Below are 12112 nucleotides of genomic sequence, written 5' to 3'. Positions count from 1 at the left end.
CCAAGCTTGATGTAGAGCTGAACGGCTCGAATCCGATCTTCGTAGGAATACACGAACTACCTCCTGGTAGTCCAAGTTTTCGTCCGCACCCCCCTGCTGATCACGATTGCACTGGCGCTAACACTCCAGGATGGAAGGATGGTAGTTGGCCGCCATCCTGGCGGTGTCTATCGGTTGGTCTGCAAAGAGTGCCCCGATCTCAGTGGCACGGTCCACCGCCATCCTCGCAATCTCCAAGATCGAATCCCGTTTGATCTGTTCGGCATCCTTGGCCAGCAGCCTGGAATTTCTAAGGGCAATCGAACCTTGCCTCTCACCGAGGAAGTAGGCACCGATGATCGTGGCGATTGATCCAATGGCTTGAACCCAAGCCGCGAGCGTTTGGCTCTCCATACCGAACTCACTTTCTCTTGTTTTGCGGGGACTCGAGAATCAATGCTGCGATGAAGACAGCAATTTCACGCGACATCTTGCTCAGGACGCCACTTCCTTCCGCTCAGCGTGCTCGGCACACAGGAGAGTGAACTGCCGGAATTCGAAGCCTGCTTCGCCTTTCACATCGACGAGGGGGCATCGCGCCGCCGCTTCGAAGATGGGCCGCGACAACATCACAGCCCCACCTTCCGACGAAGCCAGGACCCAGGGTTCGAGCGAGTAGTCTTTGACGAGGAGAGAGACCGCTTGCATGCGCACGGTCGCGGCATGCGCTTTCCCTGGGGGTTTTTTGAACAGACGAGCGGCTGCAAACAGTGCGATGTCGAAGTTCTCATCACCATCCGGCTCTCGGCGAGCTTCGACCTCCTTGCTGAGTTCCATAAGGTCCTCCCCGGTGAATGTCTGCTTGTTGAAGCGCTCCAGCCATTCAGCCGAAATAGGCTCCCCCTCCACATCGGGCTCGACATTCAAGGCGCCGCCCTGAGTGCGAACAACAGCCTCGCTCTCGAACGACAGGGCGGAGAGCATCCCGGACCGCCATCGTCCTAGCGGGAGGTCCTGCACAAAGCGCGCTTCCATCGACGCACAAATGACCAACTGCGCGTCGGCCACCTGTTGCGCCAACTGCTTGAGTTCGACCGGGGGTACCTTGGCCCAACCTGAGCGCCTCGCCCATGGAGTGGCCAGAAGCATTTCCAGCTTCGCTCCAACCTCGGGATCTACGGGCGGTGAATCTGGATACTGGACGACTTCGCCGTCCAGTCGTGCAAGCCAGGTTGCCAGATCGTCAACATTGGAAAGAGGGATGCGCGGCGTCGTACGCACATGCTCCACAAGCAGATTGGGGGATTCAAGCTGCAAGACGCGTGCGACCGGAGCGAATAGGTACGAGGGCATTGTCTGGCTCTTCACCGCTGCATTCCAGTCAAGGTCTTTGAATCCGAGCTTCGCTTCCAACTCGGTGACAGAGAGGTTCAGCTTTACTCGAGCTGCCTCGGCCTGCGAGGCTCTGAACGGCGCTGGAGCAAAGCGCGCCGTGGAGCTCTCATGGCACGACTGGAGCCACATGTCATAGGGCATATCCAGCCGATCGCAAAATGCTGCATACCGCTTGCTCAAACTATCCCATTGGAACTGCGAAACCGGGCCCAGCTTGCCGAAGTAAGCCGTAATCGGCTGGTCGGGCAATTTCTCATCCTCGTGGGCAATGGCCCATGCACCGAGTACATCGCTCTCCCAGGCGTTGCCGACGAAACTGTCGAGCCAACCGCTGATGGGGCCTGCCAATAGGCGTCGCAAGCGCTCGGCGAAACGCGGGATCTCATCGACAGGGACGGTGGTTGGCTGACCATCCGGACCAACGGCGACCATGAGGACATGCCAGTGAGGTGATGGGTCGCCTAGTGAGATGAGTTCGATGTGGGTTGCGTCAGTCCGCAAGCGCAGCAAGGGCCTATCACCAGCCTCAAATTGGTCGCGAATTCGATCACACACATCGTCTGCCGCCTCGCTCAGTTTCGTGTGCAGGCGGCGCTTCGCGCCGACCGACGGCGCGTCGCTGAACCAGGCCGCTACATCCCAACGTAGGGCATGCGCAAGATGAGCGGGGATGTGGGTGCCCCGCATCCGAGTGATTGCGTTCAAGGCATGCGTATGCTGGATGTCGATGCCCAAGGGCTTCAGCCTCAGCTTCAACTCTTTTGCGGCGACCTTGGGATTTTCAGGCAGCCCGGCGCAGGCAATTTTGGCCTGTTCAGCTGTCAGTTCGTGCGAGCGCACGGACAGAAACTCAACGAGCAAAGGGACTTGTTCCTCGATGGAACGAGGGGCAGGCAGGGAAAATTCACGGGACACGGCATGTCTCCAAACCGATGAAGCCGAAATGGACGGTGTGCCTTGTCCCGGCTCCGGTTGGGAAACACGGGGTGATGAGAGATATCGCTGCCTTTACCGTTTCGCTGAACCCTAGGTTCGGCGATGCACACGCTGATACGCGGCAACATGCGTTGGCAAGAACAATAGCAGGAACCGAAAGTATGTGTCAACAGAGACGCCTGTGAGCGCCTTCAGCACCTTCGCGCGGGACTCGCATTTGAGGCAGTGCGGCAGAGCCCCTCTGTTTGCCAACACTTCGCACTTTGCGATGCGCGTTCATTCAACGCAAGGGAAAGTGCGTGCTTTGAGGTAGATGCGTACAGCAGTCGGTCAGCGAGAATGAGTGATGACTCCTTCACAGTATCTCGTCCAAAGAGTCGCGGGTTATGCGAACCTGGACGAGGACGAACGGCTTGCCATTGGCGAGTTCTCGCTCCTCTGGGCCGCCTTCGAGGGGGCCGTGTGCGGCACAGAGGCCAAGCCGTCCGTCCTGTTGCAGGTCCCCGTGACGCTTCAAAAGATCGGGCGCTTGGACATGGATCCTTACGATGCTGCGCTTGCGCATTTCCGGAACCGCTACTTCGCGAATGGTGAGTTCACACACTACTTCGACGGGCTGCACCTCGAAAAGGGTAGCCAACAGAACGCCGAGCGGGTTCGCGTGGCAATGAGTGGTGTGAACACTGGACCAGTTGAAGTCCTCCAAGCGCTCCTGCTGATATGCCACAGGCTGCGCAACAACCTCTTCCATGGGGTCAAGATGCAATACGGCATCGCGGGGCAGCGGGAGAACTTTCAGCACGCCTGTTGCATTCTGATGGCCGTGATGGACCGGCACCCACCGGCCTACTGAAATGCCTTGCGCGCTTTGTCTCAAGGATAGGCAGCTTCGAAACTCGCATATTTATCCTGAGTGGATCTATAGCCCGCTATACGATGACAAGCACCGGCTCGAGATACTCTCAGTCGTACCAGAGGGGCGGAACGAACTGAGGCAGAAAGGCATGAGGCAGCCGCTTCTGTGCGATGACTGTGAGCAAAAGCTTAGCGTCTGGGAGGGCTACGCGAAAAACATTTTCGTTTCGCCTAGCAAGGCCATCGAGTATTCGCAGGAGGGGTCAATGCTTGAGGTTCGCGGGCTGGACTACGCCAAGATGAAGCTGTTCGAGCTATCTATCATCTGGCGCGCTGGCGTGTCGACATTGCCGTTCTTCGAGCGGTGCCAGCTTGGCTCGGTGCATTCGGAGATCCTTCGCAAGCGGCTCGACACCTCTGATCCCGGACACCCAGACCGGTATGGGGTTCTACTGTTCGGCTTGAAGATCGGAGAAATGACAGAAACCTTGCAAGTGATCGCAGAGCCGCGGCCGGCACGCAGCTTTGGAGTTCGGGCCTACAACTTAACTTTTGGCGGATTCTTGTGGCTTTTTCACGTCTCCCAAAGCGACCCTCCAGCAGTCCTGCGTCAAGGCTTCTTGCAAGCCAACGGAACCAGGTTGGTGGCCATCCGAAACGCATTGGAGATGAGAAATATGCAGCAGTTCGCTACCGAGTTGGAGCGCATCGGAAGAGTTCCGCGCGGCAGATAACTAGTTGGCCGAGAGATCTATCAATGAGCTCTAGACCGGGCTCCCGGCGAGCCGCCGGAGTGACATGCGCGGGGAAGCTCAGCACAACAGCCGGGATTCTGGCGAGGGTGCGTCGGTGCCGACGTCTGAACGACCCAATTTCTTACTCGGATCGATGTAACTGGCTTCAGTTTGATGATTCGTCATCGAGAAGGTGTACGTCGATAACCAGCCCGGGATCGAACGCCTTGTTCTCGATCCTGCCGCTCCAGTTCACATAGCCGCGCGGATTGCACACGACGCGGCAAGAACGGACCCGATAGTCAAGCGGCTGATGTGTGTGGCCGTGAATCCAGAGTACAGGAACATCGAAGAAGGTTTCCGGGAGCTCGGTGACGAAGGCGCCGGAGGACCAGTCATCGGCGTAGCGTTGCACCAGCGAGCCGCGATGGGGCGCATGGTGCGTCACCACCACCGTGGGGCCGGCAAACGGAGCAGCGAGCCTGCCTTGCAGCCAGGCGCGCTGTGCCTGATGAATCTGCAGCGTGTCGGCCGCTTGGAGCTTTCTTCCCTGCTTGGCGCGCCAAGTATCGGGTTCTGCTGATTCATCGACCGTGCGGATCAGCGCGTAGTCGTTGAGCAGATTGGTTGCCATCTTCATGGCCCGCTCGACGTCGCTGATCAGACCTTCGGGTGTCTCGATGGCGAGTGCGAAATCGGTCCATAGCGTTGCACCTAAGAAGCGCACGCCATCGATCACCAGTTCGTCACCGTCGAGCAGATGGACATTGGTTCCCTCGGCTTCGCGACGTGCTTCAGCCAGTGTCGTGTCGAGGCGCCCATCGTAGTACTCGTGGTTTCCGAGCAGGTAAGCCACGGGCTTGCCACGAAAGCGATTCGCCGCCCATTGGACGGCGCGCTTCGCTGGCGAATGAATGTCGCCGGCGAGGATGACAGCATCGAACTCGAGATCAGACACCGGCTCGAAGGGGGCGAACTCGAGATGAAGATCGGAAAGAATCAGCACTTTCATCGGAGTGCTCTTTCGAAGTGGGAACGAAGCTCTGCATTCGCCTTGTTGTCGAAGCCGACGAAAGAGTCGCACACCACTAGATGGTCCTTGCAGCGGTCGAACTGCCAGTAGGCGTCGTCAAGCGCGACCCACGGTTCGTCGACCATATCGTGGATCTGGATCCAGGCAAGGATTTCTCCTTCGCGCTTCCCGTGCGGCGGAGGAAGACCGAAGCCCGAATGCGGCGTGGCCCCAAGAATCCGGGCCCTGATGTCGCTGGAAAATGGCTTCAATAGAGTCTTGTAGAGAAGCTGCTCGCGCCAGGATGAACTGATCACGATGTTCACGTGCGGGAACTCACGCAGCAGCGCTTCAAGCTGCGGCAGGAAGCAAAAGTCGACACCGCCGTTGAGGATGTGAGCTTCCCCCTCCGGATGCAGCACACCGTCGAAGTCGAGGAACAGGATCATGCTGGACCTCTCAATCCATTCATATCGTCCCTCATACAACACCACCATGCTGGATGGCGATGAGGATCTCTTTCACTTTTTGTAAACCGCCTCCGGCTGCGAAAACGGCTGGTGTTTGACCGTCGAGCAGGCGGTGCGGCTTATTCAACCAGGCCTTAGCCGCCGAGCCAAACACCTGGACTGCGAGGTCAAGCAAGTCCTGTGGCACGCCTTCCGATTCAGCCCCTCCTGCGGCACCGGGTGGCCACGCCAGGTGAGACCCCATGTCGACCCCGAAGGCGCGGAACGGTGCCGCCGCGGTCATCAAGCCTTCAACAACGTAATTGATGTCCTGGTGGTGATGACCGTGAACCACCAACTGGACGCCGAGCGCTTCGGCGAGTTCGTCGATCGCCTTCCAGCCGTGCGGGTGGGCCGCCGGCGCCTCGTGCGCTACGAGGATGTCAGCGGGCGGACTCCGCAGCAGCCGCTGGTAGTCCTCGGGGAAAATGCTGGACCGGTGCCGGCGGGCCATGCCATCCCGCCACCGAGCCTCAGGCCGCATCGCACGTCGCAGGGCATCCGCTGAAGCGAAGGAGGCCTCCTCGATCGGCCGCCGCGGATCCCAGATCTTGCTGCGGAAGATGCCCCCCAGGCCCGCGACCTTGTACCCCGCAATCTCGACGACGCGCCCGTGCAGGCTGCGCTCCGCCAATTCCGATCCCCATAGGTTGTCGTAGTCGGCATCGGAATCCGTATCGTGGTTCCCATGGATGAACCAGACCTCTGTGAGATCCAGGATCGGCCCCAGTTCGACGTGCAGGGGCTGGCGTGCCTGGATGTCGCCCAGCAGCACGATCGCCTCGGGCCGAAAGCGTTCGACTGCGGCGATCACAGAGGCGAGGTGGCCGTGGGGGTCGCCGAAGAACATCAGTTCTGGTGCAAGAGGGTTCATTTCACGTGTGCGTCGAAATGACGACGAAGCATCGGCCAGCCGCAAACCGCAGGAAGTGCGAGCGCAGTTCCAGGAAACTGTCCCGATCGAACGCCCGCTGGGGATCGGTGAGCACGAGCCGCTCGAAGCCCGCTTCAAAACTTTCGGGCCAATCGTCGAGTGCCACCCACGCTGTGTCACCGTAGCCGTTCCCCTCGAGCCAGGCCTGGATCTCCGACTGGCGCCGGTGGTGGACATTCAATTTCTGGTCTATCTGCGGCGTTGCTCCGATGATCCGAGGCCGGATGTCGGCGCTGAAATACCGCTGCAGCTGCTCGATGCTTTCGGCGCGTCGCCAATCCGATGAGATAACGACGTCGACGGACTTGAACTCTCGAAGGAGCTCTTCCAGAAGCGGCAAGTTGCTGAAGAACTTGCTGCTGAACGAGTAGTCCGCACCGACAGGATGAAGCACGCCATCGATATCCAGGAACAGCAGGCCTCTGGCGTCGCCGGTGCGATCGGGGGCGTCGTGCATCGGCATCGCTTTCATCATCGAGATCTCGCTCCCGGCAGAAACGGTGCTGTCTCTCATAGGTCCACCACCAACCGAGGATTGAAATGCTTGTTCTCGTACTCCCCGTGCCAGTTCAGGTAGCCGCGTGGATTGCACACCACCCGGCAGGCGCCGACCCGGTAGTCGAAGCTGTCGTGCGTGTGTCCGTGCAACCAAAGTGAGGGGACCTCGAAGAACTCGGGCAACATCTCGTTGACGAAGCCGCCCGAGGCCCAGTCCTCGGCGAACCTTGGTGCCAAGGACTTGCGGTGCGGCGCATGGTGGGTGACCACCACCGTGCGCCCGTCGAACGGCTCATCAAGCTTCTTGCGTAGCCAGGAGCGGTGCCGCCGATGGATCTGCAAGGTGTCCATCGGCACCAGACGTCGCGTGCCCCGGGAGTTGGAGGTCGACGGATCGTCGATGCGGATGGCCGAGTAGTCGGCCAGGAAGCGCGAGCTCGCGGTCATCGAGCGATAGCGATCTGACAGAAGACGCATTGACTGCCCCGCAAACCCCGGGTTGCTGATTCGCAAGCGGAAGTCCGTCCACAGCGTGCAGCCGAGGAAGCGCACGCCAGCGATCACGATTTCATCGCAATCGAGGAAGTGAATGCCGTGCTCATCAGCTTGGCGTCGCATTTCGGCCTGTTCCTGGTTCAGGACGAATCCGTAGTATTCATGGTTGCCGGCGATCAGCACGATCGGCTTGTCACTGAAGCGAGCAGGATGGCGTAGCCAGCTTGGCGCAGCGCGGCCAGGTGCCATGATGTCGCCCGCCAGCACGGCTAGGTCGTAGTCCAGATCCTTCGCAATCTCGAAGGTCTCGAACTCCGCATGCAGGTCCGAAAGGATGAGCAGCTTCACATCGAGATGTCTTTCTCTTCGGTGCCAACTCAGGACATCAGGATCGAGAGCTTGGCGTTCCACGCCTCGCCATCGGATATCGAGGACACGGCGACGCGGATCGTCGGGCGATCGAAGTCACCGGTCTCGAAGAGGAAGTGCACGTGCTGAAAGCGCCACAACGCCGGTTGTCTGAAATCCTCAGTCCACAAGAGCTGCCAGGTCCGGAAGTAGTCGAAGTCGACCGTCAGGGCAGTCTTCCCATGAAAGACGATGCAAGCCTTGCGGACGTCCGGGTCGAACAGGATGCTGGTTCCATCCCAACCGCCCAGCATGCGCCGGGGATCGACCGGGAAGAAGGTCGCGCCGGATGCTTGACCTTGTGCTCGGAGCAACTGTTCGCGGCCGGACTGGATCGAGCGAGGCGATGCGATCCAGGCCCAGTAGAAGAGAACCAGCGCGATTGCGAGCATTGCCAGGAGCGGGAGTGTCACGAGTGAGTCTCCTGAGACCACCGTGAGCGAGCGTCGTCTCTCAATGGCGAGCCGACGATGCCCTGTCGTGGTGCAAAGCGCAGCCCATCTCGCCGAGAACTTGATGGATGGTCCGCCAGAGCCAAATCGCCAAGATCTGCGACCCGGTAACTAACTGGAGGCTGTGTAGGTTCTGCTTTCATTCATCGTCCTGTCTAGCCGCAAAACGACGCGGACTTCGCTGGAGGCAGCGATGAGTCGAATCGCTTCAGTGTCAGACCTGAAGAATAGTAGAATTTCCACTATTCCAAAATGAACTTCAGGGTGCGGGCCACAAGGACGTGGCTCATGCAGAAGACTATTTACAGCCGGCAAAGCAAGCTGGTGACGACTCTCCTACGAGAGTTCAGGCAAGCGAGGGAAATGACCCAGGTGGAACTGGCCAAGAAACTTGGCATGACCCAAAGTGACCTCAGCAAAGTCGAGCGGGGCGCGCGGCGCATCGACTTTGTCGAACTTAGGCACTGGGCCGCCGCAGTCGGTATCGATATGGGACTTTTCGTCGCCGAATTTGAGGCAAGGCTTGAGGCTGCGTCTGTGGCGGCACAAGTTCCCAGGCGCAATCACTAATGCGGTTGACCACGCTCATTCGAGGCAGGGGGCGGGTGCTCCACGTTAGGGCCCAAAATACCGCTCGAATGGAGCGGGATGACGTGATTTCATGTGCGGTCTCGAGTGTCGGCTTCGCTGGCAAATGCGTGCGATTTCCACTTCATTGTGAGTGTCTACTCTTGGCGTTTGCGCTGAGTTTTCCGCAGAAATTTTTGACACTCTGTTATTCAGAGCTTTCGCGTCCCTTCTCGATTTTTGACACTCTGTTGGGAAATTTAACACTCTGTTGGGAGCCTCTAAGACCCCAGGCCTGCCGGGTCACACACCCTTGCGCATAATTGACGCAAGCTATGACTCTCACCGAACTCAAATACATCGTCGCAGTAGCCCGCGAACGGCACTTCGGCAAGGCGGCCGAGGCCTGCTACGTTTCACAGCCGACCCTCTCGGTCGCGATCAAGAAGCTCGAGGACGAGCTCGAAGTCAAGCTCTTCGAGCGCAGCGCCGGCGAAGTGACCGTCACGCCGCTGGGCGAGCAGATCGTGCAGCAGGCGCAGAGCGTGCTCGACCAGGCGGCCAGCATCAAGGAAATCGCCAAGCGCGGCAAGGACCCGCTGGCAGGTCCGCTGAACCTGGGCGTGATCTACACCATCGGGCCGTACCTGCTGCCCGACCTCGTGCGCCAGGTGATCGCGCGCACGCCGCAGATGCCGCTGGTGCTGCAGGAGAACTTCACTGCCAAGCTGCTCGAGATGCTGCGCGCCGGCGAGATCGACTGCGCCATCATGGCCGAGCCCTTTCCCGACACCGGCCTCGCGATGGCGCCGCTGTACGACGAGCCCTTCATGGCGGCGCTGCCCAACAAGCACAAGTTTGCCGACCGCGAATCGATCACCTCCGAAGAGCTGCAGAGCGAAACCATGCTGCTGCTGGGCACCGGTCACTGCTTCCGCGACCACGTGCTGGAGGTGTGCCCGGAGTTCGCGCGCTTCTCCAGCAATGCCGAAGGCATCCGCAAGAGCTTCGAAGGCTCTTCGCTCGAAACCATCAAGCACATGGTGGCCTCGGGCATGGGCGTGACGCTCGTGCCGCGCCTGTCGGTGCCGGCCGAGGCGATCAAGCCCAAGGTCAAGGGCCGCAAGGAGCCCGAGCAGATGGTGCGCTATCTGCCGGTGCGCGATGCGCACGACCGCGACCCGCCCACGCGCCGCGTGGTGCTCGCATGGCGGCGCACCTTCACGCGCTACGAGGCGATCGCGGCGCTGCGCAACGCGATCTATGCGTGCGAGCTGCCGGGCGTCAAGCGCCTGTCGTAGATCGCTGGGATAGAGTCACGCTGTTGCGAAGCCGCGTGCCGGCTTTCAGAATTCAGGTGTTCTCCCCTCCAAATTGAAGAAAGACCTCCCGCCATGGCCAAAGACTCGAAAAAATCATCGTCCGCCTCCTCCGCCGGCAAGGTGCCCAAGAAGGGCGGTGCGGTGGTTGCGCAGGAGTCGGGCAGCCGCAATGCGCCGATCATCAACATCGGCATCGAGCGCCAGGACCGCGCCGCCATCGCCGAAGGCCTGAGCCGCGTGCTGGCCGACACCTACACGCTCTACCTCACCACGCACAACTTCCACTGGAACGTGACGGGCCCGCACTTCAATTCGCTGCATGCGATGTTCATGGGCCAGTACACCGAGCTTTGGGGCGCAACCGACGTGCTTGCCGAGCGCATTCGCGCCCTGGGCCACTACGCGCCGGGTTCGTATGCCGAGTTCAGCAAGATCGCCACCGTGCCCGACGTGCCGCAGACCCCGCCCAAGGCGATGGAGATGGTGCGCATCCTGGTGAAGGGCCACGAAACCGTGTCGCGCATTGCGCGCGAATTCATTCCTGTCGCCGAAGAAGCCGGCGACGACCCGACGGCCGACATGCTGACCGCGCGCTGCACGGTGCACGATCAAACGGCCTGGATGCTGCGTTCGCTCCTTGAAGACTGAGTCCGCTCCCCCCGTCACTGCGCCCGCGCCTCCCCGCGGGCGTTTTGCGTTGTACCTCGACCTGATCCGCTGGAACCGCCCGGCGGGTTGGCTGCTGCTGCTGTGGCCCACTCTCGGCGCGCTCTGGTTCGCGGCGAGCGGCTGGCCCGGCTGGCACCTGCTGGTCGTGTTCACGCTCGGCACCTTCCTCATGCGCAGCGCGGGCTGCTGCGTCAACGACGTGGCCGACCGCGACTTCGACCGCCATGTGAAGCGCACGGCGCAGCGGCCCGTTACCAGCGGCGCGATGTCGGTCAAGGAAGCGCTTGGGCTGGGCATGGTGCTGGCGTTGGCGGCCTTCGGCCTGGTGCTCACGACCAACCGCACGACAGTGCTGTGGTCGTTCGCGGCGCTGGCCATCACGCTGATCTATCCGTTTGCGAAGCGCTTTGTCTCGGTGCCGCAGGCGGTGCTGGGCATCGCCTTCAGCTTCGGCATTCCGATGGCCTTTGCCGCGGTGCAGTCGACCGTGCCGGTCTTTGCCGCATGGCTGCTCGCGGGCAACCTGTTCTGGGTGCTGGCCTACGACACCGAGTACGCGATGGTCGACCGCGACGACGATCTCAAGATCGGCATGAAGACCTCGGCCATCACCTTCGGCCGCTTCGACGTGGCGGCAGTGATGGCGAGCTACGCGATCTTCCTTGCGGTCTGGACCTGGGCCGGCGCGAGCCGTTCGCTGGGCGTGTTGTTCTACGTGGGCATTGCCGTGGCCGTGGCGCAGGCGCTGTGGCACTGGCGGCTGATTCGCGACCGCACACGCGAAGGCTGCTTCAAGGCCTTTCGCCTGAACCACTGGCTGGGCTTCACGGTGTTTGCCGGCGTCGTGGCCGGCTACGCCGTTCGCTGAGAGCGCGCATGCTGGAGCGACTGAAGCAGAAGATCGGCCAGGAGGGCTTCTCTGAATGGCACCGCATCACGCAGGAAATGGTCGATCGCTATTCGGAGCTGTCGGGCGACGGCGAAGGCGAGTGGATTCACCTCGACCCCGAGCGTGCGGCGCGTGAGGCGGACTACGGCGGCACCATCGTGCAGGGCTTCTTCCAGGTCTCGCACCTCATCCGGCTGACCGGCGAAGCCATGCGCACGCTGCTGCCCTTCGATTCGAACCATGCGCTCAACTACGGCTTCGACCGCCTGCGCTTCGTGCGGCCGATGCCGGTGGGCGCGCGCTTCAGGGCACGGGTGCGCATCGCGGAAGTGACGCCCAAGCCCGGCGACGGCTTTCTGCTGAAGGAAGAAGTCTGGCTCGAGCTGGAGGACGGCACCGTCACGCTGGCCGCCGAATGGCTGTTCTTCCTCGGGCCGCGCGCGCTGCCCGAGGCCTGA

Annotated in this window: 15 protein-coding genes; 7 read left to right on the top strand and 8 right to left on the bottom strand. The window is 60.9% G+C overall.

The window, feature by feature from the left end:
- Positions 1–117: 117 nt before the first annotated feature.
- On the bottom strand, positions 118–393 hold the full coding sequence (locus BLV60_RS31775; protein WP_093059420.1) for a hypothetical protein: 276 nt from the start codon (positions 391–393) through the stop codon (positions 118–120).
- 81 nt (positions 394–474) lie between these two features.
- Positions 475–2289, bottom strand: coding sequence for a hypothetical protein (locus BLV60_RS31770; RefSeq protein WP_143042663.1), 1815 nt, complete (start codon positions 2287–2289; stop codon positions 475–477).
- A gap of 367 nt (positions 2290–2656) precedes the next feature.
- Between BLV60_RS31770 and BLV60_RS31765 the strand changes: the two genes are divergently transcribed.
- Together BLV60_RS31765 and BLV60_RS31760 are read left to right on the top strand one after the other, a co-directional pair.
- The gene (locus BLV60_RS31765; protein WP_093059416.1) at positions 2657–3163 is read left to right on the top strand and encodes a hypothetical protein; all 507 of its coding nucleotides are present in this window, start codon (positions 2657–2659) and stop codon (positions 3161–3163) included.
- A gap of 151 nt (positions 3164–3314) precedes the next feature.
- On the top strand, positions 3315–3899 hold the full coding sequence (locus BLV60_RS31760) for a hypothetical protein (RefSeq protein WP_143042662.1): 585 nt from the start codon (positions 3315–3317) through the stop codon (positions 3897–3899).
- 166 nt (positions 3900–4065) lie between these two features.
- Here the strand turns inward: BLV60_RS31760 and BLV60_RS31755 are convergent, their stop codons facing one another.
- From BLV60_RS31755 to BLV60_RS31730, 6 genes are read right to left on the bottom strand one after another with little or no spacing between them, the layout of a single operon-like run.
- Positions 4066–4911, bottom strand: a complete 846-nt coding sequence (locus tag BLV60_RS31755) for a metallophosphoesterase (protein ID WP_093059412.1) — start codon at positions 4909–4911, stop codon at positions 4066–4068.
- Complete coding sequence (locus BLV60_RS31750) at positions 4908–5360, bottom strand: HAD domain-containing protein (protein WP_093059442.1); 453 nt, start codon at positions 5358–5360, stop codon at positions 4908–4910. The genes BLV60_RS31755 and BLV60_RS31750 overlap by 4 nt, the downstream gene beginning before the upstream one ends.
- Before the next feature lie 31 nt (positions 5361–5391).
- Positions 5392–6294 (bottom strand): metallophosphoesterase, encoded by a 903-nt coding sequence (locus BLV60_RS31745; RefSeq protein WP_256329665.1) that lies wholly within the window; start codon positions 6292–6294, stop codon positions 5392–5394.
- Position 6295: 1 nt separating this feature from the next.
- A complete protein-coding gene (locus BLV60_RS31740; protein WP_256329664.1) occupies positions 6296–6868 on the bottom strand; it encodes an HAD domain-containing protein in 573 nt (190 codons plus the stop codon).
- Positions 6865–7695: a metallophosphoesterase gene (locus BLV60_RS31735; RefSeq protein WP_093059410.1), complete on the bottom strand. Its 831-nt coding sequence runs from the start codon at positions 7693–7695 to the stop codon at positions 6865–6867. Before BLV60_RS31735 ends, BLV60_RS31740 begins: the two co-directional genes overlap by 4 nt.
- 29 nt (positions 7696–7724) lie before the next feature.
- On the bottom strand, positions 7725–8168 hold the full coding sequence (locus BLV60_RS31730) for a hypothetical protein (RefSeq protein ID WP_256329663.1): 444 nt from the start codon (positions 8166–8168) through the stop codon (positions 7725–7727).
- Between the two features lie 327 nt (positions 8169–8495).
- Here BLV60_RS31730 and BLV60_RS31725 point away from each other — a divergent pair, with 327 nt between their 5' ends.
- The 5 genes from BLV60_RS31725 (at position 8496) to BLV60_RS31705 (ending at position 12112) form a co-directional block, all read left to right on the top strand.
- Positions 8496–8777 carry a helix-turn-helix domain-containing protein gene (locus BLV60_RS31725; protein ID WP_093059434.1) on the top strand — a complete coding sequence of 94 codons (282 nt, stop codon included), beginning with the start codon at positions 8496–8498 and terminating at the stop codon, positions 8775–8777.
- 332 nt (positions 8778–9109) lie between these two features.
- Positions 9110–10075 (top strand): LysR substrate-binding domain-containing protein, encoded by a 966-nt coding sequence (locus BLV60_RS31720; protein WP_093059408.1) that lies wholly within the window; start codon positions 9110–9112, stop codon positions 10073–10075.
- A 93-nt stretch (positions 10076–10168) separates the two neighbouring features.
- On the top strand, positions 10169–10744 hold the full coding sequence (locus BLV60_RS31715; RefSeq protein WP_093059406.1) for a Dps family protein: 576 nt from the start codon (positions 10169–10171) through the stop codon (positions 10742–10744).
- On the top strand, positions 10734–11633 hold the full coding sequence (gene ubiA, locus BLV60_RS31710) for a 4-hydroxybenzoate octaprenyltransferase (RefSeq protein WP_093059404.1): 900 nt from the start codon (positions 10734–10736) through the stop codon (positions 11631–11633). The genes BLV60_RS31715 and ubiA overlap by 11 nt, the downstream gene beginning before the upstream one ends.
- 8 nt (positions 11634–11641) lie before the next feature.
- A complete protein-coding gene (locus BLV60_RS31705; protein WP_093059402.1) occupies positions 11642–12112 on the top strand; it encodes a MaoC/PaaZ C-terminal domain-containing protein in 471 nt (156 codons plus the stop codon).

This window comes from Variovorax sp. YR634 (genome assembly GCF_900106655.1).
Classification (GTDB): Bacteria; Pseudomonadota; Gammaproteobacteria; order Burkholderiales; family Burkholderiaceae_C; genus Variovorax.
Note: the sequence above shows the minus strand (reverse complement) of the source record. Positions and strands in the feature narration are given on the sequence as shown.

Bases quoted from the DNA above. Each gene is read 5' to 3' on its own strand.
- BLV60_RS31720 (WP_093059408.1), top strand. From the start codon at position 9,110: ATGACTCTCACCGAACTCAAATACATCGTCGCAGTAGCCCGCGAACGG.
- BLV60_RS31725 (WP_093059434.1), top strand. From the start codon at position 8,496: ATGCAGAAGACTATTTACAGCCGGCAAAGCAAGCTGGTGACGACTCTC.
- BLV60_RS31705 (WP_093059402.1), top strand. From the start codon at position 11,642: ATGCTGGAGCGACTGAAGCAGAAGATCGGCCAGGAGGGCTTCTCTGAA.
- BLV60_RS31715 (WP_093059406.1), top strand. From the start codon at position 10,169: ATGGCCAAAGACTCGAAAAAATCATCGTCCGCCTCCTCCGCCGGCAAG.
- BLV60_RS31745 (WP_256329665.1), bottom strand. From the start codon at position 6,294: ATGAACCCTCTTGCACCAGAACTGATGTTCTTCGGCGACCCCCACGGC.
- BLV60_RS31775 (WP_093059420.1), bottom strand. From the start codon at position 393: ATGGAGAGCCAAACGCTCGCGGCTTGGGTTCAAGCCATTGGATCAATC.
- BLV60_RS31740 (WP_256329664.1), bottom strand. From the start codon at position 6,868: ATGAGAGACAGCACCGTTTCTGCCGGGAGCGAGATCTCGATGATGAAA.
- BLV60_RS31750 (WP_093059442.1), bottom strand. From the start codon at position 5,360: ATGATCCTGTTCCTCGACTTCGACGGTGTGCTGCATCCGGAGGGGGAA.
- BLV60_RS31765 (WP_093059416.1), top strand. From the start codon at position 2,657: ATGACTCCTTCACAGTATCTCGTCCAAAGAGTCGCGGGTTATGCGAAC.
- BLV60_RS31755 (WP_093059412.1), bottom strand. From the start codon at position 4,911: ATGAAAGTGCTGATTCTTTCCGATCTTCATCTCGAGTTCGCCCCCTTC.
- BLV60_RS31760 (WP_143042662.1), top strand. From the start codon at position 3,315: ATGAGGCAGCCGCTTCTGTGCGATGACTGTGAGCAAAAGCTTAGCGTC.